At 49.3% G+C, this 23,799-nt stretch carries 24 protein-coding genes; 11 read left to right on the forward strand and 13 right to left on the reverse strand.

Annotation, left to right across the window (positions count from 1 at the left end):
* The first annotated feature begins 1 nt into the window (after position 1).
* The 5 genes from AB4876_RS09820 to efp all read left to right on the forward strand — a co-directional run bounded on the left by AB4876_RS09820 (position 2) and on the right by efp (position 3,625).
* Positions 2-679 (forward strand): heme-copper oxidase subunit III family protein, encoded by a 678-nt coding sequence (locus AB4876_RS09820; protein ID WP_368381477.1) that lies wholly within the window; start codon positions 2-4, stop codon positions 677-679.
* Positions 680-689: 10 nt separating this feature from the next.
* Complete coding sequence (locus AB4876_RS09825) at positions 690-1,034, forward strand: cytochrome C oxidase subunit IV family protein (RefSeq protein ID WP_368381478.1); 345 nt, start codon at positions 690-692, stop codon at positions 1,032-1,034.
* The gene (locus AB4876_RS09830) at positions 1,031-1,720 is read left to right on the forward strand and encodes an SCO family protein (protein WP_368381479.1); all 690 of its coding nucleotides are present in this window, start codon (positions 1,031-1,033) and stop codon (positions 1,718-1,720) included. The genes AB4876_RS09825 and AB4876_RS09830 overlap by 4 nt, the downstream gene beginning before the upstream one ends.
* 148 nt (positions 1,721-1,868) lie before the next feature.
* Positions 1,869-3,002 (forward strand): elongation factor P maturation arginine rhamnosyltransferase EarP, encoded by a 1,134-nt coding sequence (gene earP / locus AB4876_RS09835; protein WP_368381480.1) that lies wholly within the window; start codon positions 1,869-1,871, stop codon positions 3,000-3,002.
* 50 nt (positions 3,003-3,052) lie between these two features.
* On the forward strand, positions 3,053-3,625 hold the full coding sequence (gene efp / locus AB4876_RS09840) for an elongation factor P (protein WP_368381481.1): 573 nt from the start codon (positions 3,053-3,055) through the stop codon (positions 3,623-3,625).
* A gap of 93 nt (positions 3,626-3,718) precedes the next feature.
* Here efp and AB4876_RS09845 read toward each other — a convergent pair whose 3' ends face one another.
* The gene (locus AB4876_RS09845; RefSeq protein ID WP_368381482.1) at positions 3,719-4,639 is read right to left on the reverse strand and encodes a glutaminase; all 921 of its coding nucleotides are present in this window, start codon (positions 4,637-4,639) and stop codon (positions 3,719-3,721) included.
* A gap of 864 nt (positions 4,640-5,503) precedes the next feature.
* Between AB4876_RS09845 and AB4876_RS09850 the strand changes: the two genes are divergently transcribed.
* The 3 genes from AB4876_RS09850 (at position 5,504) to AB4876_RS09860 (ending at position 7,668) form a co-directional block, all read left to right on the forward strand.
* On the forward strand, positions 5,504-6,424 hold the full coding sequence (locus AB4876_RS09850; protein ID WP_368381483.1) for an alpha/beta hydrolase: 921 nt from the start codon (positions 5,504-5,506) through the stop codon (positions 6,422-6,424).
* Positions 6,425-6,575: 151 nt separating this feature from the next.
* A complete protein-coding gene (locus tag AB4876_RS09855; RefSeq protein ID WP_368381484.1) occupies positions 6,576-7,307 on the forward strand; it encodes a hypothetical protein in 732 nt (243 codons plus the stop codon).
* 76 nt (positions 7,308-7,383) lie between these two features.
* Positions 7,384-7,668, forward strand: coding sequence for a hypothetical protein (locus AB4876_RS09860; protein WP_368381485.1), 285 nt, complete (start codon positions 7,384-7,386; stop codon positions 7,666-7,668).
* Here AB4876_RS09860 and AB4876_RS09865 read toward each other — a convergent pair.
* The 9 genes from AB4876_RS09865 to AB4876_RS09905 form a co-directional block, all read right to left on the reverse strand.
* A complete protein-coding gene (locus tag AB4876_RS09865) occupies positions 7,660-8,451 on the reverse strand; it encodes a hypothetical protein (RefSeq protein WP_368381487.1) in 792 nt (263 codons plus the stop codon). The two genes, AB4876_RS09860 and AB4876_RS09865, sit on opposite strands and share 9 nt — an antisense overlap.
* Before the next feature lie 157 nt (positions 8,452-8,608).
* Positions 8,609-9,628: an FAD-binding oxidoreductase gene (locus AB4876_RS09870; RefSeq protein ID WP_368381488.1), complete on the reverse strand. Its 1,020-nt coding sequence runs from the start codon at positions 9,626-9,628 to the stop codon at positions 8,609-8,611.
* A 29-nt stretch (positions 9,629-9,657) separates the two neighbouring features.
* Positions 9,658-11,169: a ferritin family protein gene (locus AB4876_RS09875; RefSeq protein WP_368381490.1), complete on the reverse strand. Its 1,512-nt coding sequence runs from the start codon at positions 11,167-11,169 to the stop codon at positions 9,658-9,660.
* Between the two features lie 23 nt (positions 11,170-11,192).
* Positions 11,193-11,483 carry an MmoB/DmpM family protein gene (locus AB4876_RS09880; RefSeq protein ID WP_368381491.1) on the reverse strand — a complete coding sequence of 97 codons (291 nt, stop codon included), beginning with the start codon at positions 11,481-11,483 and terminating at the stop codon, positions 11,193-11,195.
* Positions 11,480-12,523 (reverse strand): ferritin family protein, encoded by a 1,044-nt coding sequence (locus AB4876_RS09885; RefSeq protein ID WP_368381492.1) that lies wholly within the window; start codon positions 12,521-12,523, stop codon positions 11,480-11,482. Before AB4876_RS09885 ends, AB4876_RS09880 begins: the two co-directional genes overlap by 4 nt.
* A 431-nt stretch (positions 12,524-12,954) precedes the next feature.
* Positions 12,955-13,470 (reverse strand): hypothetical protein, encoded by a 516-nt coding sequence (locus AB4876_RS09890; RefSeq protein WP_368381493.1) that lies wholly within the window; start codon positions 13,468-13,470, stop codon positions 12,955-12,957.
* A 200-nt stretch (positions 13,471-13,670) separates the two neighbouring features.
* Positions 13,671-14,408, reverse strand: a complete 738-nt coding sequence (locus AB4876_RS09895) for a hypothetical protein (RefSeq protein ID WP_368381494.1) — start codon at positions 14,406-14,408, stop codon at positions 13,671-13,673.
* 61 nt (positions 14,409-14,469) lie between these two features.
* Positions 14,470-16,839 (reverse strand): TonB-dependent receptor, encoded by a 2,370-nt coding sequence (locus AB4876_RS09900; RefSeq protein WP_368381495.1) that lies wholly within the window; start codon positions 16,837-16,839, stop codon positions 14,470-14,472.
* A gap of 95 nt (positions 16,840-16,934) precedes the next feature.
* A complete protein-coding gene (locus AB4876_RS09905; protein WP_368381496.1) occupies positions 16,935-17,669 on the reverse strand; it encodes a twin-arginine translocation signal domain-containing protein in 735 nt (244 codons plus the stop codon).
* Between the two features lie 513 nt (positions 17,670-18,182).
* Between AB4876_RS09905 and AB4876_RS09910 the strand changes: the two genes are divergently transcribed.
* Both AB4876_RS09910 and AB4876_RS09915 read left to right on the forward strand, forming a co-directional pair.
* Positions 18,183-18,485 carry a hypothetical protein gene (locus AB4876_RS09910; RefSeq protein ID WP_368381498.1) on the forward strand — a complete coding sequence of 101 codons (303 nt, stop codon included), beginning with the start codon at positions 18,183-18,185 and terminating at the stop codon, positions 18,483-18,485.
* A 214-nt stretch (positions 18,486-18,699) separates the two neighbouring features.
* On the forward strand, positions 18,700-19,413 hold the full coding sequence (locus tag AB4876_RS09915) for a YebC/PmpR family DNA-binding transcriptional regulator (RefSeq protein WP_368381499.1): 714 nt from the start codon (positions 18,700-18,702) through the stop codon (positions 19,411-19,413).
* A gap of 69 nt (positions 19,414-19,482) precedes the next feature.
* On the opposite strand, the gene AB4876_RS09920 is transcribed toward AB4876_RS09915, so the two are convergent.
* The 3 genes from AB4876_RS09920 to AB4876_RS09930 form a co-directional block, all read right to left on the reverse strand.
* Positions 19,483-20,436, reverse strand: coding sequence for a GAF domain-containing protein (locus tag AB4876_RS09920; RefSeq protein ID WP_368381500.1), 954 nt, complete (start codon positions 20,434-20,436; stop codon positions 19,483-19,485).
* 105 nt (positions 20,437-20,541) lie between these two features.
* Positions 20,542-22,674: a DNA helicase RecQ gene (gene recQ, locus AB4876_RS09925; RefSeq protein ID WP_368381501.1), complete on the reverse strand. Its 2,133-nt coding sequence runs from the start codon at positions 22,672-22,674 to the stop codon at positions 20,542-20,544.
* Positions 22,675-22,695: 21 nt separating this feature from the next.
* The gene (locus AB4876_RS09930) at positions 22,696-23,238 is read right to left on the reverse strand and encodes a DUF2058 domain-containing protein (protein ID WP_368381502.1); all 543 of its coding nucleotides are present in this window, start codon (positions 23,236-23,238) and stop codon (positions 22,696-22,698) included.
* Between the two features lie 193 nt (positions 23,239-23,431).
* Here AB4876_RS09930 and AB4876_RS09935 point away from each other — a divergent pair, with 193 nt between their 5' ends.
* Positions 23,432-23,767 (forward strand): EthD family reductase, encoded by a 336-nt coding sequence (locus AB4876_RS09935; protein ID WP_368381503.1) that lies wholly within the window; start codon positions 23,432-23,434, stop codon positions 23,765-23,767.
* Positions 23,768-23,799 lie beyond the last annotated feature (32 nt).

Raw genomic sequence — 23,799 nt, forward strand, 5'->3', positions numbered from 1 at the left:
TATGGCAAGTACTCCCGCAGTAAATACCAAAAGCAGTTACTGGCAGAGTTTAGTCACTGATTGGAGCGCCGACAGGGAAGTGTTTAAGCTTTCTTGGGGAAAGCTGATGATGTGGATATTTCTGCTCAGTGACACCTTTATATTCAGTGTTTTTCTCATTGGCTATATGAATGTGCGAATGTCGGCGACCGACAGCTGGCCGCTGACCAGTGAGGTGTTTGCCCTGCACGTTGGCGGTGCCGACATTCCTTTGCTACTCATCGCGATAATGACTTTTATTCTAATTACCAGCAGTGGCACCATGGCCATGGCAGTGAACTGCGCCTACCAGCGCAATAAGGCCGCGACTTTTAAGTTAATGATTGCCACTGCCATTCTTGGTGCCAGCTTTGTGGGCATGCAGGCCTTTGAGTGGAGTAAGCTGATTCTAGACGAAGGCGTCAGGCCCTGGGCCAACCCCATGGGCGCGGCTCAGTTTGGTTCGGCCTTCTTTATGATTACCGGCTTTCACGGCATGCACGTGAGTATCGGGGTGATCTATTTAACGGTAGTCGCCATTAAAGTACTCAGAGGGCACTACGATGAGAAGGGGTTTCAAATTGTTGAGATAACGGGGCTGTATTGGCATTTTGTCGATCTGGTTTGGGTCTTTATCTTTGCGTTCTTCTATTTGTGGTAAGGAGGTCAGCATGAGCGGTCAGCCTGAAACAGCGAGCCATGGCGAGGGTCAGCAACATCCTATTGGCCTGTATTTTAAAGTGTGGATACTGCTGTTTGTACTTAGCTCCATGTCCTATGCCGTAGACTATTTTCACTTTCACGGCTATTTGCGCTGGACGTTGATACTGGTGTTTATGTTCTTAAAAGCTGGGCTGATTATATCGGTGTTTATGCACTTTGCTTGGGAGCCGAGCACCCTAAAGTTGGCCTTGGGCTTGCCGGTTATCACCATAATTGTGTTTATTGCTTTCATGGCAATAGAGGCCGATTACACCTTTCTTAGCCGACTTACCTTTATGTCGGGGGGGACATGAGTGCCGCGCCTTTGATTGACCGAAAATTGCGGTATTTACAGCTTATTGTTGTTGTTCTGAGCGTGGTCTTTGCGGCAATAGTACTCAATATACAGCATAAGCAAGCGCCCGAAATAAACGGCGCGATCTTAGCCGAGCCACAGGCGCTAGCGGCCTTTGAATTGCGTAATCACCGCGGCGAACTTGTCCATACCGCTGACCTAAAGGGGGAGTGGCAGCTGGTGAGCTATGGTTATACGCAATGCCCAGATATTTGCCCAACCATGTTGTCGAGCTTGGCGCAGTTTCAAAAACGCCTTGATAAGAGCGGAGAGTACCGCGATTTACGCGTTCTTTTTTACACTATTGATCCCAGTCGAGATACCGTCGATAAACTTGCGAATTACGTGCCGTGGTTTGATGCTCGTTTTATTGGATTACGGGCAGAGTCTGCAGATGAGGCCCTCATTTTTGAGCGAAGTTTAGGTATGAGTAGCTTCCTAGCAACAGTAGATGAAACTGATGGAGCAGGCACTGCGGAGTATGACGTGGCCCACGGTTTTCGATTGTATCTGTTAGATGACCAAGCCCGTTTGCGCGCGGCACTGGCACCAATCAGTGCTCGAGATGGCAGTAAACACTATGATCCTGAAAGTTTGTTTAGCGATTATATCGCCTTACGTGAATGGTTTTCTCAGCAGGGCTGAGAATTGGATCACGTAACTGAATCAGCTTCGTGATAGTGAAAATAGCCTGTATATTGAGCGCGACTGCCGTTTCCGCAACTTAGTGCAAAGCTAGCCCCAAAATGAGGGAGCTTCGCCGCGATGATTACTCTCTCCACACGGGCATAGAATGCGTTTTACCTGGGATATTTTTTGCACCGTTATCGACAACTTTGGTGATATTGGCGTGACCTGGCGTTTGGCGCGGCAATTGGCTGCCGAACATGATTTAGACGTGCGACTTTGGGTGGATGACCTCGGCGCCTTTGTGAGGCTGTGCCCGAGCGCGGATGCTAGCCTCGCGGTTCAAGAGGTACAGGGTGTGGCTGTTCATTACTGGGCAGCCCAGTGGTCGCCAGTGGCGGCAGCCGATGTGGTTATCGAGGCGTTTGCCTGCGAATTGCCTCCGGCCTATATCGCGGGTATGCAGGGCCGCGAACGGCCATCACTGTGGCTAAATTTAGAATATTTGAGTGCCGAAGCGTGGGTCGACGACTGTCATGGTCTGCCATCGCCACAGGGTAAGGGGTTACAGAAATACTTCTTTTTTCCAGGCTTTAGTACCCGTAGTGGCGGTCTGCTGCGAGAGGCAGGCCTTATTGCGCGGCGCCGCGCTTTTCAATGTGATATTGCCGCGCAGCAGGCATTTCTGCACGATATCGGCGTTGCAAGAGCATCCGGTCATCGCCTGATTTCGCTGTTTTGCTATGAGAATTCAGCGCTGAGCAGCCTCCTAGATGCGCTGGCAGAGAGTGTTCAGCCGAGCTTGCTCTTGGTGCCTGAGGGCTGCGTAAGCGCTGGGCTAAAGAGCTATTTTGGGCTGGAACACATAAGTCGAGACCACTCCTACGAGCGCGGTGCATTAACCGTGCAGCTGATTCCATTTTTAAGCCAGCAAGACTATGACTATTTGCTGTGGTCTTGTGATCTTAATTTTGTGCGCGGTGAGGACTCTTTTATTCGTGCCCAGTGGGCGGCGCGGCCCTTTATTTGGCATATTTACCCCCAGCAAGATGAGGTGCATATCGACAAATTGCAGGCCTTTTTAGACCGTTTTAGTGTCTGTTTAGACGGCGCGTGTAGCGAGGTGCTGAGTGCCCTTAGTATGGATTGGAATGAAGGCCGAAATATGGCGCAATCTTGGCGTCGCTATGATGCCGCCAGCCCAGTGCTGGCGGGACATACAGCAGATTGGAGTGCGCGGCTAGCCGAAGGTGAAAATCTTGCATATTCGCTAGTGCAATTTCATCAAAACTGGTTATGATACGCAGCCGCAATTGATGGCATCCCATTAATCCTCATCCGGATGCAAGTATGAAAACCGCACAAGAAATGAAACCGAATAGCGTGATGCTAATCGACGGCCAGCCGTGGATGGTCCAGAAAGCTGAGTTTACCAAATCTGGTCGTAACAGCGCTATTGTGAAAATGAAGTTAAAGAACCTGCTTAGCGGTTCTACCACTGAGACTGTATTCAAGTCTGAAGATAAGGTTGAGCCCGTTATTCTTGAGCGTATTGCGGTGACTTACTCCTATGTTGCCGATTCCGTTTATGTGTTTATGGACGATGAATTTAATCAGTACGAGCTAAGCGAAGATGATATAGAGAGCGTATTGCCTTATATCGTCGACGGTATGACCGATATTTGTGAGGCCGTGTTCTTTGAAGGCAAGGTTATTTCTGTCGATTTGCCGACCACCATTGTGCGTCAGATTGTATACACCGAAGGTTCTGCGCGAGGTGACACTTCTGGCAAGGTGATGAAACCGGCTAAGTTAAGCAATGGCACCGAAGTTAAAGTCGCTGATTTCTGTGAAATTGACGACTGGATAGAGATTGATACCCGCAATGGCGAATATAAATGTCGCGCCAAAGCGCCATTTTAAGGGGTGTTTACAGCCTAGGCTTAAACTCGGTGCATAGGTTGCTGTTAAGTAAAAAGACCGGCGAAAGCCGGCTTTTTACGTTTGAACTAGGCCTTAATGGCCAAAGATGGACCAGCCAGTATGTTGCACCAGCATCTCTAGCGCCTCCGTGCCCAGTTTGCTATTGCCAATACTGTCTAGGCCCGGTGACCACACGGCTATCGAGGCTTTGCCTGGCGCCACAGCCAAAATACCACCGCCGACACCGCTTTTGCCTGGCAGGCCCACTCTATACGCGAACTCGCCAGAACCATCGTAGTGACCGCACATCAGCATTAGCGAGTTGATTCGGCGTGCCCGCTGAGCTGAAACCACTCTTATACCGGTGTGCTTATTAACCCCATCAGAGACGAGGAACATACCGGCTTTAGCTAACTGTAGGCAGTTCATTGAAATAGCACATTGGTGAAAATAGGTGCCCAGTACCTGATCGACGGGATGCTTCATACGCCCGTAAGCGGCCATAAAATGCGCTAAGGCGGCGTTGCGGTCGCCAGTAGTTAGCTCAGATTGCGCCACTTTTTCATCAATACCAATGCTTTCATCATTGGCCAGAAAGCGCACAAACTGCAAGATCTCGCCAAGGGTTTCCCGAGGTTGGTGGCCCATCATAATGGCGTCTACCACCGCAATCGCCCCCGCGTTTATAAAGGGGTTGCGGGGTTTGCCGTTCTCGTGTTCCAGCTGCACAATTGAGTTGAAGGGGTCGCCAGAGGGCTCGCGGCCCACCCGCGACCATACGGCGTCACCGAGTTTGCCAAGGGCAATTGTTAGGGTGAAGACCTTGGATATACTCTGAATCGAAAACAAGGTTTCAGCGCAACCAGCGCTAAAGACTTGACCGTCGGGAAGGGCCACCGTGATAGCAAATTGCTCGGGATTGACACAGGCTAGCTGCGGAATGTAATTGGCAACTTGGCCGCGATCGGTGCGACTCAGCATGGTGGTGTAGATGTCGTTTAAAATATCTTGCATGGCGTTGTGCGTTTGGCTCTGCTTAAGCGAATATGGCCTAGTATATTCGTGGGGAATCGGCCAACCCAGTGTTTTTCTATAATGAGTTGGTTTTAAGAGCGTAAAAGGGCCCTGCTTAGTGGGTTGAGTTTTTATGGCGGCAACTTGGAACTATTGTCGTGAGGGTGAGTCTGACACGGTCGCTGTCTACTTTGATCTGCCGTGTTAATGGGATTAAAACCAAAAGATTGTATTAATGAATATTGCTATTTTTATGGCTTATTTTGGGCGTTAGATTTTTTGCTGGCCAGAAAAATGCATCCATCTTGCGCTTGCGGGCACAATGGATAGCAGCAAAGCTGTGATTTGGTCCGCAAAAATGCAGATTACGGATACCCCCGTACCGGCGAATACTGGCAGTATGTCTTGGCGTCGTTGTGGCGCGCTATACAGTTTTCTCGTCGAACAGCATGGCTGCTTTGTCGGAGGTATATATTTTGAATATTGTGAATCGTTATATGGCAATTGCTAGCAGGGAGAAGCTTGCGCCGCCGAATCCTTTTCTTCAGTCGTGGTATCCAGTAGCGATATTACTGACTGTGCCTGTATTACAGATGATCTTAGCAGTATTGTTCCCCTAGAGTATTTTGCTTTATAGACACTGCTTACTATCTTGCCGGCTGATCTTACAGTAGAGAATGGCGCTGCGTGAAGTAGTCGTTTCATCATTGCTTGTGTCCAGCAGTCTATCGTTTGCCCAATAGAGGCTTTCAGCCACAAATAGCTTGTAAACCCTGTCGTTACTGCAATTTTAAGCTTTGATGTGCCGTAGTCTCGTTGCAGTGGTATATTTGTAAGCTGACAATAATGAATAAAGGGATTTTCATGAAACAAAGTATCCGCAGTCGGCTATTAAACTTTGTACTGATGTTGATTCGGCGGCCAATCTGGAATCAGGCGCAATTGCATGTGTTACGCAAGCGTATGGCGGGCCTGGATAAACGGGCCGAAGGCAAGGCGGAAAAACTGTGTTTGATACGCGCTCAGTCACTGAGTCACTGTGATGCAGATATTCTTCAGCCTTTAGGCCATGTCGAGGCCGCTGGGCAGGGACGGCACATATTGTTTTTTCATGGTGGGGCTTACTGCTTGCGCTCGCCGCATACCTACCGGGCGATGCTGGCGGGCTTGTGCGTTAATGTTGGCGCGGTAGGCATACTGCCTGATTATCGCTTGGCGCCAGAGTACCCTCACCCCGCGGGGATCGATGATTGTTTTGAATCCTATCGCATGCTGTTAGACATGGGCGTGGCGGCCAAAGATATAGCTTTTTGCGGCGACTCTGCTGGTGGCGGCTTGGTGCTGTCGGTGTTGGCCATGGCAAGGGATGCCGGCTTGCCATTGCCGGCGTCAGCGAGCTTATTGTCGCCAGCGGGAGATTGGGGCTTAAACGGCGCGTCCTTCTATGAAAATGAAGGTCGTGACCCTTTGTTCCGTTTGAGTAGTTTTTTGTTCTTCCGCAGTCTTTATCTTGGCGACTATCAAACCACCGATCCCGCTGTTTCGCCCTTGCTCGCCTCATTTGAGGGCTACCCCCCCATGTACTTCTCGGCCAGTAGTACCGAGCTACTGAGGGACGTTGCTACCGAGGGTGTCGCCAAAGCCCAGGCGGCTGGTGTAGATGTTGAAATGGATCTGTGGCCTGGCCACTGTCACGATGTGCAATTAATGTCATTTCTGCCAGATAGCCGTATTGCGCTCAATAAAGTTTGCGATTTTATGAACAAGCATTGGTCGGCTGCCTAATTTTTTCAATATTCCCTAGTTCGGCCTAGCCTACAGCTGCCTTAGGTGCTTTGGGCGCTATTATCTGTATCTTTCGTTTGATAATTTCCGCTCAATGATTCTCTATTGGGCTACCTTTATAAGGTTGGCTCATTATTAAGAGGTCTGTGCAGTGAAATGTTCTTACTCTTTAGCCGTGATTATCTTCGGCTTGGTGCTCCCCGTGTTTTCACTAGCTGCTGAGATGAAAAACACCAGTGGCGGCTTTCTCGACTTTAACTTCTATCCCTATTTGGCGGACGTCGATAGTGACAATGTCTTTACCTTAAATATTGCCGCCTCACTGCCGAATCGATTTTCTTATTTCAGTTTGACTAATATTGGCAATCAGCCTGGTGACAGTGAATTAAGTGATACCACAACGTATTACACTGAACAGAATTTACGTTGGCGGATCACCGACACTGCGCCGCTTGATCTTACCGTACAGGGTAATTTGCGCAGCGGTGTAGATAATGACCGTTTGCGCTTCGGGGTTCGCTGGCGGCTGAGTGACTCGATATTTCTGATGCCTTTTTTTAAGGCTGTACATCTTAGCTATTCTATCAACCTTCATGCACTGCAGATCGACGACAGCGAAGCGGACGTCTGGCAGCTAGAGCATGCGTTTAGTCTGAAGTTCCCACGGCTCAGTGAGCGCCTCTATTTAGCCGGTTTTATAGACCATACCTTTAATGAAGATTTACCCGCTACAATACCTAGTAATCCGGTGGTTGCTGAGGCGCAATTGGGTCTGCGACTTTTCGAAAATTTTTACGCAGTTGCTGAGTACCGGCTTAATGAATACCGGCGCAGCGATGTGAATAATGTGGCAATGGGATTTGAGTATAAAATGAAGTGGTAGGGCGGGTTAGTATCAGTATACGGGCATCACGATCTGTGAATTAACATCATTTACACCCCACTTAGTAGAGCGAGATATGAATTTAGATAAGTCGAAAAAGCGGATCGCTAAAAAAGTAAAAATGGGCTTTCACGGCTATCCGCAAATTGCGATTGAGTATTTTGGTCGGACAACTGAGCTGGCGACCGAGGTTGTGGTGTTATTTACCTTGGAGGAGGGCGGCGAGACTCAGGAGCAGCGGTTTGTAAGTAAAACCGATGCTCGTGAGGATGAGGCTATTCAGTCTGCGCTAGTCAAAATGATTGAGCGGTCTGAGACCAAAACGGTGCTCCAAAAGATAGACGTATCGCTTCTAGCTTAAGCCCAAGGTTAAATTTTGAGTTTTTGTGGCTGGAAGGCACAAACACAGCAACTCCAGCGCAAGTGCAACTAGCAACAATGTGACGGCAAAACATGCGTAAATAAGTGCCATTGACGGCTGTGAACTGCTGTTCAGCGCAATTAAGCTTGGAAAGCCGGTGCCAAAGTTAGCAAAGAAGAATGTGCAGGGAAATAGCGCAAAGACTAATAAGTGTTGCCTTTTACTCGTGGCGTGGCAACGGAGTAGTGCGGCGGCGATACTAAAGCTCATAATAAAAACGGCTTCTAATATCGCGACCCACACCGGATAATTTAACAAGCGCAACGGCTGCGGTCCGTAATACGCGTAGGTGCCGCCGTTAATTGCTATGGCTTCAAATACTGCGGTTGTGGCGAGAACAATAGCAAAGGTTTTGTAAAATTGCTGGCGATTCATACCGCGGTGGAGCATTTCGGTGATATACAGCGCCGGACCGCAAAATACGATGATATAGGCACTCATTACCCACACGGGCTGCGGCAGGCCAAAGGCGGTGAATAAACTCCATTGTCCAGGAATATACCAAATTAAATGAAAGGCGATGTCGTATAGCGGCTCGGCAATACTGCCCGCGGCACCCGCTAATATAATGAAAATCGGCAACAGTGAATTTTGCTGCCGAGACATTTTTATGGCTTTAATAACAAAAAATAATGTGAGTCCCCAAGTGCCCACCGTCATTACCGTTTGCATGCTCATATTGAGGCTGTGTTCGAAGGGCGGTGTAGGTACGCTATTTATCATTGCTTTATCCTTACTCGTAATTATTGTTGTTTTGAATATATTATTTGCATGGTTTTATTGAATTTGTTGTATTAAAAAAGGGGATGGTAAAACCATCCCCAAGGAGGCTCGGGTCGCGATTGAGGTGGCGCTACCGAGAGGTGAATATAAGGAGCCTTTAGCTATTCTGTACAAACTTGTCGAAACGGATGCGGCTATTGAACATGCCTTTGTCTTTCAATACCGCTACTGCCGCATCAATCATCGGCGGTGGCCCGCATAAATAGCCTTCTGCAGCACGCAACGAACCGGTATTGCGAGCTATGACGTCGGTGATAAATCCGCACTCGCCAGTCCAGTTGTCTTCTGCTGAGGGTTCAGATAGGGCGGGAATAAATTGAAAGTCAGCCAGTTGTGCGCCTAATTCCCTTATCTCATCTACAAAGTACAGATCCTTAACAGCGCGGGCACCATAATAAAATGAAACCTTACGCTCAGACTTTTCATCCACCAATTGGCGTAGCATCGACATGACTGGCGCCATACCGGAGCCACCGGCAATAAGAATGATTTCAGATTGGGTTTCCGATAGCTGGAACTGGCCGTAGGGCCCCCGAAAATTCACTGCTGCGCCTACTTCTGCGGTTTTTAAGTATTCACTAAACTGGCCGCCAGGAATTACTTTAACGACGAGTTCGGTGCTGCCCTCGGCATTCGGCAAATTGGCCATCGAGTAGCAGCGCCATAAATCGTCACTACCGGGTACTTGAATCTCCAGGTATTGGCCCGGGTGAAATCCATAATTGTCGCCGCCATTGCTCGCAAGGCGCAGGTGCACGGTGTCGTGGGTGACAAAGTTGATGTTAGCGATTTTTGCGTCAAAAACCCGCACGGGGAATTCTGGCGTGAGGTCGTCAAGCTTATAGTCGTCATCTAGGCTTATAACGACATCTTCTTCTGGATAGGCGCAGCATAGGAGTGCGATGCCTGCCTCTTGTTCTTCTTCCGAAATAGCGGTGGCGTGGTCGTTATAATCAACCTCGCCCTCTGCGATTTGGTGTTTACAGCCTCCGCAGCCGCCGTGCTTGCAGCCATAGCGAAGGGATAAGCCGGCTTTGAAGGCGGCGTCGAGAATAGTCTCGTCTTCGCCGCATTCAAAATCAACACCAAAGGGTTCTAATGAAATGGTGTAACTCACGAAATAACCTCCGCGTTGCCGGTCGTTAATTAACGAAATGCTGGCGGTTGTGGCCGCTCAACGATGTAGTTGGCCTTGCGCACATCGTCTAATGTCCACAATCGTTTTGGCTCTAGCTCGGGCTGGGCCATTAGGGTTTTACCATCTGCGCGAACAAAGCCCAGCTCTTGAATAATTTCTGACAGCTCCTTGCCTTCGTAGAGGTCGTAGAAGTTTTTAAAACCCACATAATGATTGGGTTCTTCTAAGAATATCTCTTGGCAGCCGTCCGAGCAGAAAATAAAGGTTTGATCTTTGAGCTTAATAGCGCGCTGCTGACTAATGTCTGGACGTGGGAAAATCGTGGGCCGCTGGCAGACCTGACAGAAGTTGGGTAAGCCACCCATTTCTTTCAGAATAAGTTTGCCCTCTTCTGGGTCTGTGCACTTACCGTAGGCTTCCCAGAAGCCACCAAAATGCTCGTAGAAACCGGGGTATTTTTTCTCAAACCATTCAAAATCGTCGTCGTTAAGACCATCGTAGCGATGGAAGAACGTTGGCCATGCGCCAAAGATATAGATGGCGGCGGAGTGCGACATCCAGTCGAGGTCGCTAATCATTTCATCTAAATGCGGCGGTGGCTTAATGCCGAATTTTTCAAGCTTTTGGTAAAAGCCGCCGTAGAAGTCATCAAACACCCAGCGCATGGTCATCTCTTTGGCCGATTCGGTGCGCTTTCTTACAAAGTAATCGCCAAACAGCATATTACCTAGGCCGAAGCTGCAGTGAATCCGCCAAGACCACTTGTCCATGGCCTTTTGGATCATAGGTATATTGCGGTCATCTTGTAATAGCGATGACAGCGTAGACCAGCCATTTGCCATATGGCGGGCTTCGTCAGATTGGATGGTAAGTAGGGTAGAGGCGAGCATATCGTCGCCATGGGCAGAGGCGTGCGACGACAGCCCTACAAAAAATAAATTGGTATAGGCAGTCTCTACAAATACCTGTAGGCCGATCGAGGTTTCAACAGGGTCGCTGGTAATAAGGTCTTCAACCATAGAGCGAAAAATACTGCTGCCGACACTACTGGCGCCGGCTTTGGCAGCAACGTCAAAGCCTACAGGGTCTTTCCAAGAACGCATATGGTGGCGAATAACGTTCATTTCTAAATTGGAATGACGCATCTCGTCGAGCATCTGCATCATATAACCTTGGCGTAGCTCAACCGGTGCTACGGTTCTGGCCATGCGGCCCATGGCGCGGGCGGCGGCATATTCTACACCCACCAAATTGGATAGACCGAACTTCATGCCTTCCATCCAGCGTGCGTCGGGCTCACCAGTATTTAAACGAGCGGCGGCCTCGAGCAGGGCGTAGTGACGGTCGTCTTTTTCTTGCTCTTGCTCGCAGTATTCGCGCACAAAGGTTTTAAAGGGGTCGTTGGGCTTGGTGCCGTGAATATGGAATTTGGTGGTTTCGACAGTTTTTTGCTCGGGAGTAATATAGCTCGGTTCCCAGTCAATCGCTTTAACGCGGTCGTAAGCTTCACTTATTTTCATTAGAGTGCTCCTGTAAAGTTTGCTTAGCCGTTATCGCGGATTACGACGTTGTCGTCGTTCACTTCGATAAAGCCTTTGTATGTAGCAAGAATGGATAAAAAGTTAGAGACCGAATAAGAGTGGCCCATCACTTCGGCAATTTCTTCCATGTCAAAAATCAGTTCTTCTTGCTGGGTTTCAATCGAAACGTAGGAGCCACTGTCGATGATGTCGACATGTTCGTAGAGCTCTTCCATCAGGTCGCAAATGATGCCAGCTTCTTCGCCACCCATCAGCTTGGCGGAAACAGTGTGGTTTGCTTTGATTGTGCTCATGCCGCTGCCTCTACGCTGTTGTTGAGACCGAGGTCTGTCATAAGTGCTGAGAAATCGGCTTTAACGGTAGCAAGGGCATCTTTACCTTCAGTTGAGCAGAGGGCCAAGGTGCTAAACAGGGGGGTGATATCTTCGGCGGCTTGTTCAACCAGTGGCAACCATGTGCTGAGCCAGCTGTCGATCACGGCGAGGTTGTGTTCCGGCGCTTGCTTAAGTAGCAGCTCAATGAATGCCTTGGTGCTGGCGGCATTGTTCTCGCGGCAGGATTCCGCCGCTTGGGCAATAACCGAGGTGATAACGTCGCCGTGGCGGGGCGCATTGCGCAAAATCAGATCTCGACAAATGAGGGAAGAAACCAGCGGTTCTAGTAGGCAGTTCACCACAAAGTGAATTTCGCCCCAATCGCGGCAGGCGAGTAAATACTCGGTTACTCTGCGCAAACCCTGCCACTCCGGTGCATTCATCCAAATATCTTTGGCGCGTGCATCGCTAAAGCCTTCGATTTGGGACTCAAGCTCCATGCAGTACAAGGTGATATCTTGAGCGTGACGATCTTTTTCCACGCTTTGGAAAATTAGCGGTTGCGCAACTACATCAGAGCCAGCTTCGCGCTGGGCTTGGCACAGCACCAGAAAAAGCCCATATTCTGCAAAGCGGTAGGCTGCATAGTGGGTTTGTAAAAACTCGGTCCAGGAGGGATCAAAGGCTGCGCAGGTATCAGCGCGCTTGGCTCCAGCAATGGTCTGTTCAATAGAGCGACCAATATCAGCTTGGCGCTTTACGAACGGACGGAACCACTCGGCATTCGGGTCACGAAATTCCCACCAATCAGTGGCCTTTAGTAAGGTGGCATCTTCACGCCAAGGTGGCTGGCCATTTTTGTCGAGGTTAAACCATCCGGCGCAAGCGAAATTGCGGGGGTCCCACTGGGTGTGAAGGGTGATTTCTTCATACTGTGAGGCCTTGCGTTTGGCGGGCTTGATATAAACAAAACCGGATTTTTTTGCTGCGCGTGGTCGCACGCCTGATCCTGCACCCATGATGTTCTCCTTGTTCTAATTAGCGCCAAATATAGAGCGCCATGTTTAGCTGAATATTCTTATTGATAATACTATCAATAAGAATATAGATATTAATAAATTTGTCAATATAGAAGTTCAGTTTTCGATTGCTGATATTTAAATACTTGTCGGTATAGCGGGGTAGTAGGTCGTACTGATGATTTGTACTAGATTAAATTGTTGTCGCACTCGAATTGCAGAGCGTAATTTAAGGTGTAATGTTCAAAAAATATTTTATTATCAATGTTTAAAGCAGCGTTAAATGTTGTTGTTTGTTAATAGAAAAGGTCGAAATATAAGCCTTCTTAGCTTTTAATTCCGACCTTTTATACTCGCCGACTCGCGCTAATAGCGAAGTAATCACATTGAATAAGTGCGTGAAAACAAGCCGTGCGAGTAGTCAGGTTTAATTAGAAGGGCATCGGGATATCGCCAACCGGAACACCTTGGCTGCTCACAATTGCTAGTACCACTGGCGCGTAAAGCTTGAGTGGATGAGGGCCAACAACAGGTATGGCTATTGGTAACTCTTGATCGGCCGCAAGTGCGCTAAGGCCCGAAACCAGCCCTTCTGGGGTAAGAAAAGCTGAGATGTCGCCGCCAAGTAACGGGATTGCGTTAATGCCGCCACCGCCCACAATGGCCATGAGAGTGTCGGCGCCGAGCGTACTTAATGTCGCCAAACCACCGTCAAGTAGGCCAAAGCCAAAGTCGGGAAGCTCGACACCGAGGGCGTCTGTTCCTGTGCTTGCGATATCAGTAATTTGTCCTAGGCCATCTAGTCCGCCCATGCCACCACTTAAGCTCGCAATGCTGTTTAAGCCACCAGCTGAGGGTAGTTGTGCAGAGGCTGTAAGGGGAAGTGCTGCCATAGCTGCAGCGAAGCTAATGCCAAGTAAGTTGCTTTTCAATTTACTGGTGTTCATATATAACCTCGTTATTCGAATTGGACGGTTTATTTAATCTACGGCTAATTAAAGTCGTTATTAATGGTTTGGTCAATTTATAAAGAGTAACTGCATCACAGTTTCAGCTGTTAACAATGGATTAATAGTTACCGTAGTTCGTTGCTGGTTTCTAAAGGGTGTGGAGGTGGCGACTAGTGTCGTTCTCCACACCCAAATTGCTATCGCAAGGGGATGCGTATGCCGAGATTGAACTGAATTTCTTTCAGGTTGCCGGGGGCATTTATGTCTTCTTCAAAATCGTTCTCGCGTTCCAGAAAGCGGTCTGCAACGTGATAAACCACTTCGGCGCGGATGCCTAAGGGGGTGTCGCTAAGCTCGAATGGAAACACGTAGCCGATGCCGGCGCCGTAATTGATAGTGATAAAATCATCATCACTATCTTCGAAGGCATCAACGCTCTGTGCTAATGGGTATTCCACATAGCGGGTAACACCGCTGGCTAGCTTGATATAAAAATTATTCTCAAACGGATAGATGAGGGTGTTAAACAATAAGCTTTGCTTTTGTACGTCTTCGTCCTTGGCGTAGCTGCCACCGAATTCAAAGCCATACCAGCCTTTGCGCCTAAAGCCGGCGAGTACTGTAATGCCTTGGCCTTGATCCAAAACAGGGTCGCGGACGGGCTCGGTATTGTTGCCGCCACCGCCCAGTACGCCGCCCAGACCACCACCGCCACCACCTTGGGTGGTTGTGGTGCCGCGTACGTCGTCATCGCTATTTTGCAGGCTATACATTACGTCGAGATAGCTTGTAAATGCGGTGCTGCCGCTAGTACCACTGCTGCTTGTAGTTGCGCTAGTACCGCCGCCTTCACCGTATTGTGCGAAGGCCGACCCTGAGGCCAATAATAGTATCGCGCTCGTTGGCGCAATAATGTTTCGTATCAAATTTTTCACTGTGTTCACCTTTTGAACTTATCGATTCACTTTGTTTTTTATATTGCTGCGCGGTGATCTTTTAGAACTCGTAATCTAAGCGTAGGCCAAGCGTGCGCCGCGTACCTAGTGAAGCCATTGCGCCAAAGTCGAGCTTGAGCATGCCGGCGGTATAAAACTCATCTTTTAGGTTTTGGCCTGACAAGGTAATGCGCAGGTTTGCGTCCTCTAGCAGGTAGCTCAAGTGAGCGCCCCAAAGGTCGTATTTAGGCTGCGAATAGCGCGGGTCGTTGGTCGCTGCATAGAAGAATCCGTCGTTGTAGTAGTAGCTAACGGTAGCTTCAAGTGGGCCGCCCGGAATAAGCCAGGTGTTTGCCAGTGAGGCAGAACCGGTAAATTCGGGTGAGCGCGTAACGTTATTGCCAGTGAAATCATTGTTCTGGGTAAATACACCCGTCTCAGGATCGTGGCCGGCGCCATCGACATAGTCGGTATAGGTTGCATCGAGGAAGGTGCCGTTGACAGTGCCGATTAAGTTGCCAAATATGCTAGGGAAAATATCGGCTTTAATATCGAACTCCCAGCCCTGGGATTCCGAACTACCGGCCGTATCCAGCGACAATGCACCACCATTGGTGAGCGAGATCGACTGGGTCTGCAGGTTTTCTATTTCATATCGGAATGCCGCCAAGTTTACTTGAACAGTATCGTCAAACAAAGTCGTCTTTAAGCCGACTTCGTAAGCTACGGTTTCTTCTGCCTCTACGTAAGCGGGGGCTAAGTAAAAAGCAAATGCATTATACGAGTGGGCTTTTACCGCCTCTTGGTATGAAACATAGAAGAGTGTTCCGTCGTCGAAGGGTCTAAAATCCAGCGCGACTTTTGGTGTGAAGCCTTTTGTTACATCGCTTAGTGCGTGTGGCTCGTCGTTTTCGTCCCGTGCTTCTTCCCATTTAACTAAAGTGCGCTGAGTGCCATTAGCCAAACGAATTGAGGTTTCCGATTGAGCTACTCCACGCTCTTCGTTTTGGTAGCGGCCGCCGAGGGTTAACGCCATCCATTCAGTGATGTTGGCAGTAGCTTGTAAGAATACCGACCAAGACTCGGTTTCAACTAAGCCGATGTTAGACAGTGCATAGATAGGCGTTTTTACGCCGCCCAGCAATGGTTCGGTTACTGATGAAAGTAGATCGGCTAATTCTGGCGGAACTTCAACGCCCACCGAGCTTAAATTAGTTGGATCTAAGCCGCCAACGGTTAGTTCAACTGGGTCAAAACCTTGCTCATTTTTGAAGTAGAACGCGCCGCCGGTTAAGGTTAGCCAATCTGACCAAGGCGTACCTTCGTTTGATAGGAACTGAATTTCAGCCTCGTCAATGTCAGCTTCGTGGCGGTGTACGACAAATGATGCGCCGGGAAATGAGGTGCCGTCGTAGTCGTAGTTGTAGGGATTGCTATGCGCCTGATGGCTTAGCAACAGTTTCATGTCGAAGCTGTCGAAAAACCAATCTGTTTGGCTTGAAATAACAAACGATTGCAGGTGGCCAAAAATAGGTAAATCGGGGTCTACTTTGTAGTTGCGACCATCTTCGCCGTCGATGCCGACCGCAGTGCCAAGCGGGGTGGGGCTGATATTTGCGGCAAGAGTAGATGTGCCGTCACGCTTTGCGCCCTGCAAGGTCAGGCGGGTATCGACCCGATCAGACATCTGCCAGCGCAGCATCATTCGCGCGCCAAATAATTTGTCAGCCGGAATCGGCTTGCCGTTTATGGTGCTGTCGTCGCTATAAATTTTTGTATCTTGGGAGAAGGTGGACGCAAAGTTCATGGCGACGTTATCGGTAAGAGGAACGTTGACGAACATGCCTACATCGTAAATGTCTCGGGCTTCGGCCTTGCTTCCAGACACTGATATCTCTGTCCAGGTGTCTTCAAAATCGGGCTTTTTAAGAACTACGTTGATCGCACCACCCACGGCGTTTCGGCCAAACAAGGTGCCCTGCGGCCCCTTTAGAACCTCAACGCGCTCCACACCTTTTAGGTTTTGCGCTACTGACGGTGAGAAGGGGTAGTAGACGCCGTCTACGTAGGTTGCGACGCTGGGGTCGGAGCTCAGCCATGCTTCGGAGCCGATACCACGCATAAAGACACTGGTAAAGTCGCCCGCTTGGGTACCCATGTCGAGCCCAGGGGTAATCTTCATCAAGTCAGTGGTGTTTTCTACGCCAAATGCAGCTAGCTGCCCGGGGCTGAAGGCTTGGATAGAAATGGGAACGTCGTTCGCATTTTCCTCACGTTTTTGTGCCGTAACAACGACTTCCTCTAATGCCCTTGAGTATTTTTTTGGCTTTTCCTTTTCTGCTTGCTCAACTTGCGCGTGAACAGGAAGCGCAAGGGCGAGGGATTGCGCGGCGATAGCGAGCGCAATTGGTTTAAAACGAAACCTTGTCATTTGAGAACACCCATATTGGTTTTGTAGCGCAGGCGCGCAGTTATTGTTTTGATTATTGAAATGTCGCGACCGCAGTTGGTCGCGACAAATTACGATTATTTTTTTAGCCAGAATTTGTTTGGTTCGGGAAATGCACCGAGCTGGATCGCAACGTCACGGAAGTTCCAGTAAGTAAATTCGCGAACAATTTTTCGGTTTTTATAGCAGTGAAAGGTAATGCCGCGGGTGTGGGTGGTTTTACCCTTGGCGGGCAAGCCTAGGAAGTCCATATTGTGACTGGCTTTCCATACCCAGTTCATTACTGCCCATTCATCGTAGTCGTGGTCTGCGCCGGTGCTGGCTGCAGCGCTCCACATTTTCCATTCGCTCTCGCTATAGCCCTCTGGGACACCTTGGCGCAGCAGGGCCGTGCGATCGCCGGCAGGGCCGCCGTCGTAACGAATAATATCGAACTGGTGAACACCTAGAGGGGAGTCGGGGCCGTTATTATCAAAGGGTAAAAAGGCGCGGTAGAGTTCTTCTTTGGTTTCGATAGTTTGGAAGAAGGTGATATCTTCAAACACAAAATCATCGGCATAGTAATGGATGATTTCTTTAGCGCCGCCATTAAAAAAGGTATCTATCCAGTCTTCGCCGGTCGACATACCCATGCGGCCTTTGCTATCAAATCCGCCGCCATTGCCTTTTGCCGATTTTGGGGCCGTAAACGCCATCGCTGGCGACGCGCCGGCAATCAGTAAAGCGGCACCGCTTTTTTTAAGGAATGAGCGGCGATTGTTTGCGTCCAACTCATCCAGTTCATCGGCGCAGTTTAGGTATCCTAGGTGCATTTATATTATCCTCACCTTATTCGTTTTATGTGGGGTGCTTGCTCAGCTATTGAGCTTAAGCCAAAATAATTCTACCCATATTGATAGTATTGTCAACAAGCTTATTGATATAAATATCAGTACTGCATTTTTATGTTTAAAAACAATGGTTTGATAATTTATATCCTTAATTTTTGAAGCTAATTATTTCAGTATTAAAAAATGGATATCTATTCTATTGCCTGTTTTAGTATTTTTGGTTTCTCGCTATTTGAGTTGATACAAATAGTGATGGCGCAGTTTCGGCTAATTTTTTGTGACGTGCAATTGTGGCTTAATCGGCCTGCTGGATTTAGTCGGTGGAGGCCAAGTCTTAGGGTGTGCCTTAAAGCTAATTATTATTGATAACTTACTCACTAACGCCTATATTTGAACGAGTATGATAAAAATGCAAGGCCTTAATCTTTAAATATCACTTCGATATGACTTGGTTCTTGTTTTTAAACATTTTTACAATTAACAGCAGGGTTGCTTATGCCTGAACTTTCCACTGTATGCCAAGTAGCGCTGGCAGACTATGAGCTCTATATGCCTCTGCTGGAGGCCATGGAACAGGACCTTGAAGAAACCTTGGCGGAAAATAGTGACGCGCAATTTTTTGTTGGTCGCTCTCTGGTGGTTAACCGCTTTCTAAATACCCTGCGTGGTTTGATGGGGGAAGAGGGGGGGCGACTGCCTTTGTTGGATGAGTCTGCACCAATACCCTCAACATCCGTATTTGCGCTTATTCAGCGCTACCATGTTGCGTTTTTAGCGGCTAAACCCTTAGCTTGTTAATTAGGCTGCTGGGCCGGTAAAGGGGCGGAACTTGTGGAGTTTACCGTGTGGGTCTGTTTTGGATCCGTCAGAATGGTGCTTGGTCACCGTTTAGCGCAGAGCGGCCACGGTAGCGGAGCTTTGCAATTAGCACGCTTTAATTAGACGAAAAGATTCCCTAAGCAAACCCCTGTCTGTAAAATCGGCGTCTTTGTTAATAAAGCGGAGCAGCGCAATGGGCAGAGCCTACCAAAACCGCAAAGATTCCATGGCCAAGACTTCAGACGCCAAGGCCAAAGTCTATAGTAAGTATGGTCGCGAGATTTATGTGTGCGCCAAAGCCGGTGGTATAGATCCCACTGGAAATTTAGCCTTACGGGGTATGATTGAGCGTGCCAAGAAAGATCAGGTACCCACCCATGTGATCGAAAAGGCCATTGACAAGGCCAAGGGCGGCGGCGGTGAGGATTTTGCTCTGTCGCGCTACGAGGGCTATGGCCCGGGTAATTGCATGGTGATTATCGACTGCTTAACCGACAACGCCAATCGCACTTTTGGCGACGTGCGGCTCTGCTTTACTAAAACCAAGAGTAAAATTGGTACGCAGGGCAGTGTTAGCCATATGTTTGATCACTCTGCCATTTTCGTTTTTGCCGGTGATGATGAAGAAGCGGTGCTAGAAGCCCTGATGGAAGCTGATGTGGATGTCAGCGATATTGAAAATGAAGACGGTAAAATCTCGGTATTTGCGCCAAATACTGATTACTTTAAAGCCAAGCAAGCCTTAATTGAGATGGGCATAGCCGACTTTGATGTGGATGAAATTCAGTTCTTGCCCCAAAACACTACCACCATCGAAGGTGATGATGTGGCTATGTTCGACAAGTTTATGGACATGCTTAACGATTTAGACGATGTGCAAAACGTTTATCATAACGTCGAATTGTAAATTGCTGGGGCGGCTTAGCTTTGCCAAGTCGCCCTCACTCATCTCGGCGGCCACTACATACACTCGTATCTAGCGCCACTCACGGTGTTTGGTTTTATCCTTGAGCATCGCCTCACCTTCGCTTAGTAGCATCGCTACCGTATGGTGCGTAAATACATTAACGGCTAAGCGTATAGAGGTGAAGGGTGGGCTATTTTTTTCGTTATTCGGGTTTTGCAAGTTTGTACTTTTCAGTCTTTCGACAAAATTCTGAGCCTCGTCTAGAGGGGTGTCGCGCAGCAATATTACAAAACGATGTTCGTCAATTCGGGCAAAAAGGTCGCTGTCGCGCAGTGTTGTCAGAATATTTTCGCTAAATATACGTATCGCGTGGTCCGGATTGACACTGAATGGCTCGTTGCTAGAACTTGGCGTCAGCTCCATAAAAATGGCGGTTATTGGTGTTTTTTCGCGGTCTGCGATGTCAAGTTGCTGCTGGGCCAGTAAAGTAAAGCCGGCGCGGTTATAGGTATTGGTTAGGGTGTCACGGGTTGCGTAATGAACGGTAAATAGTTCACGCTCAACCATGGCCGCAAAATTTTTGAGGATGTGTTGTTCTTCAGCACTGAGTTGCCGAGGCTTTTGGTCAATAATACATAAGGTGCCGAGCTTGCTGCCGTCTAGAGCCTTTAACGGACAGCCTGCGTAAAAACGTATTTTGGGCTCGTTTTCTACCAGCGGATTGTCGGCGAAGCGCTCGTCTTTGGTGGCGTCGGGAATGATAAAAATGTCATCGCCGTGAATGGCGTGGCCGCAGAAGGATATGTCGCGCGGTGTTTCGCTGACGTCTAAGCCCACGCAAGATTTAAACCACTGACGGTTCTCGTCTATTAAGCTGATTACCGCAACGGGCACCTTGAGGGTTTGCTTGGTCATTAAGGTTAAGCGATCGAAGCGATCTTCTGGCGGGGTATCCAGAATGTTAAGCGCACTAAGGGCAGCGAGGCGCGATTTTTCATTAACGGGTAGCTCGGGCGTTTTCACAGCGTAGGCCTTGTGTTAGATCGGTGTGCTATCAATGGTAAGTTAAGCATACTTTTTCGACTTTACCTGCTTTTTCGCTGCAAAAACGGGTGATTTCTGCGCCGCTTAGCTTGTGTGTAGTGTGGCTTTAACACATTTAAGCACGTTGTAATCGTATTCGCCGTCGAGCATTTCGTAAATTGGCTTCATTTTGCCGTCTTCGCTGTGCTCAAAGGCGAACTGGATTTCTTTTAACGCGGTGTCACTCAAGGTGACGACGTCGCTGAGCTTGAGCTCACCACTGGCAATGCCTTGACTGAGATGGCCGTAAACGGTGGTGAGTGCGAGCTTGCGCTCGCTGGCAATGGCGTCTGGGTTAGACCCCTGTTTCAGCAGGGCAATACTAATGGCAGTAGTGTCGTTGATGTCTTCGGCGGGCTGGGCGTTGATATTGGCGAGAATAACCTCAAGAAAGCCTGCGCCGTATTTGTCTAGCTTGCTCTGGCCAACTCCGGAAACACGGCTAAGTTGCTCTAGGGTTTGGGGCTGGCGTTCGCTCATCTCCGCGAGTGTGGCGTCGTGAAAAATCATATACGCCGGAATCTCTTGCTCGCTGGCCAGCGCTTTGCGGTGTTCGCGTAGCGCCTCCCACAATACTGCGTTGCCCGAGCCGGTATAGGTCTTGGCCTTGCGGCGTTCGTTTTTACTTACTTTTACCATTTTACGGAGGGTGAGTAGTGTTTCACCCTTCAATACTGGGCGGGCGGTGTCGGTGAGCTGGACGCTACCGTGGCCTTCTACGTCTACACGCAGTAGGCCCCGCGCAATGATTTGCCGGTATAGGGTGCGCCACTCGGTGGCGTTGAGCTCGGTGCCAATGCCGTAGGTTGAAATTTTGTCGTGGCCAAATTGGCTGATTCGGTCGTGCTCTTTGCCCATCAGCACATCAACTAAATAGCTCACGCCAAATCGCTGCCCTGTGCGGTAAACACAAGATAAGGCTTTTTGGGCGGCGACAGTGGCGTCCCAAGTTTCTGGTGGCGTTAGGCAGTTGTCGCAGTTACCGCAGGGGTGGTCGAGAACATCGTCAAAATAGCGGAGCAGGGCTTGGCGGCGGCAGGTGGTGAGTTCGCAGAGGCCGAGCATGGCGTCGAGCTTGTGCTGCTCTAATCGTTTGCGGCTTTCCTCTGCGCCGGAGTTGCCCTGCATTTGGCGCAGGGTAATTACATCTTGCAGGCCGTAGGCCATCCACGCATTGGCGGGTTGGCCGTCGCGGCCGGCGCGGCCGGTTTCTTGGTAATAGGCTTCAATGCTTTTGGGTAAATTAAGGTGGGCAACAAAGCGCACATCGGGCTTATCGATACCCATGCCAAAGGCGATGGTGGCAACAATAATCACGCCGTCTTCACGCAGAAAGCGCTCTTGGTGTTGCTGCCGAACTTCGTTGCTCAAACCCGCGTGATAGGGCAGGGCGGTCATGCCTTTGCTGCTCAACCACAGGGCAATTTCGTCGACTTTCTTGCGGGATAGGCAGTAGACAATACCCGCTTCGCCCTCGTGTTCATTAAGGATAAAACGCAGTAAATTCTCCCGCGCGGTGCCTTGGTTTTCAGTGATGCGGTAGCGAATATTGGGTCGATCAAAGCCGTCGTTAAAAACCCGCGCATTCTGCAGAGACAGGCGTTCGATAATTTCACGCTGGGTTGGGCCATCGGCAGTCGCCGTTAGCGCGACGCGCGGAATGTCGGGAAAGCGCTCGTGGAGTACCGTAAGTTTGATGTACTCGGGGCGAAAGTCGTGCCCCCACTGCGACACGCAGTGGGCTTCATCAATGGCAAATAGCGACAGCGGCGCATTCTCTAATAACTGCAGCATGCGCGGCATCATTAGCCGTTCGGGGGCAATATAGAGCAGTTCCAGCTCGCCATTCATCAGCTGGTTTTCTACCTCGTTAGCCTCCATGCCATTGAGGCTGGAGTTTAAAAAGGCAGCCTTTATGCCGTTTTGGCGGAGGGCCATCACTTGATCTTGCATTAGCGCGATTAAGGGCGAAATGACAATTGCGGTGCCTTCGCGAACCAGCGCCGGCACCTGAAAACACAGAGACTTACCGCCACCGGTGGGCATTAACACCAGGGCGTCGCCACCGCTAATGATATGGTCGACGATATCCGCTTGCTGGTTGCGAAATGACTCGTAACCATAGACGCTTTGCAGCACCTGCAAAGCGCTGCTTCTGGTGTTTGTTGGCGTGTTCATATCAGGGTTTAAAATAACAAATTACCACATTAAGTCGTCGGGGATTTGGTAGGCCGCGTAAGGGTCATCTTCTTCTACGGTGTCGGCAGTGCTGGTGGCTTTATCGTTGTGTACCAGAATGGCCGACTCGTCGCGCTGCTTAATCTTTTCGGCCACGGCGGCGGGCACTAGCTCATAGCCTTCTTTAAGCTTAACCAGTGCAATGACGCCCTTAACCAATTGAGTTTGGAGTAGGCTGTCGACAAAGATTTTTTTGATTTTCTTGCCATCGGTAAATTGGTAGGCAATATCGCCCCGACTGCGGTCGATGCGGTTGAGGGTAATGAGCTGAATGATTTGGGCGTGAATCGCTTTTTTGTCGGCTTCGGCTTGGCGAAGACGGTTCATCTCGCGGTCGCGGGCCGATTTTTCGGCCAGAGCGCGTTTGGCGGCTTCTTTCGTTTCGTCAACAATAACCGTGCCCTTGGGCTGTTTGGCTTGTTTACGCTTTTCCTGCTTGATCTTTTTGGCCTTCTTCTCGTCGACCATGCCAGCTTTAAGAAGCTGCTCTTGTAATGACGCCATACCTAGCCTCCGGTGGTTGTGTGGGGGATTACGCTATTCTAAGGGATTAGCGAGGCCAGAGCTTGGTAAAATTCAGCCAATAATACTTGCTGCTGTCGCTAGGTACCTGCTAAAAATACGGTGCAGTATCAATAGCCCAGCTTAAGGCGGTAACAGCTTTGGCAATGGAGATCGACATACAAGGAGTTCGGCCGTGATTAAAGTTAGTGTAATGTACCCTTATGCCCCAGGTGCGCGGTTTGACCATGCTTATTATCGCGATCAGCACTTTCCAATGGTTAAGGAGTTAATGGGCGATTATTGCCTGTCTTACAGCATAGATCGGGGCATTGTTGGCGAAGAGGCCGGCATTCCACCGCTATATATTGCAATGGGTCACGTCTACTGCGTGTCTATTGACGAGTTTCAGGCTGGCTTTTCACCCCATGTGGCCAAGATCATGGCTGATCTCCCCAATTACACTGACCAAATACCTCGTATTCAAATCAGCGAAGTGGTGCCGCATTTCGAGGCCATGGCAGTGGTTTAAGCTAAGCGCTTGCTGGTCTTTATGCCGCTGCC

Origin of the sequence: Zhongshania guokunii (genome assembly GCF_040892635.1) — a bacterium.
GTDB lineage: Bacteria > Pseudomonadota > Gammaproteobacteria > Pseudomonadales > Spongiibacteraceae > Spongiibacter > Spongiibacter guokunii.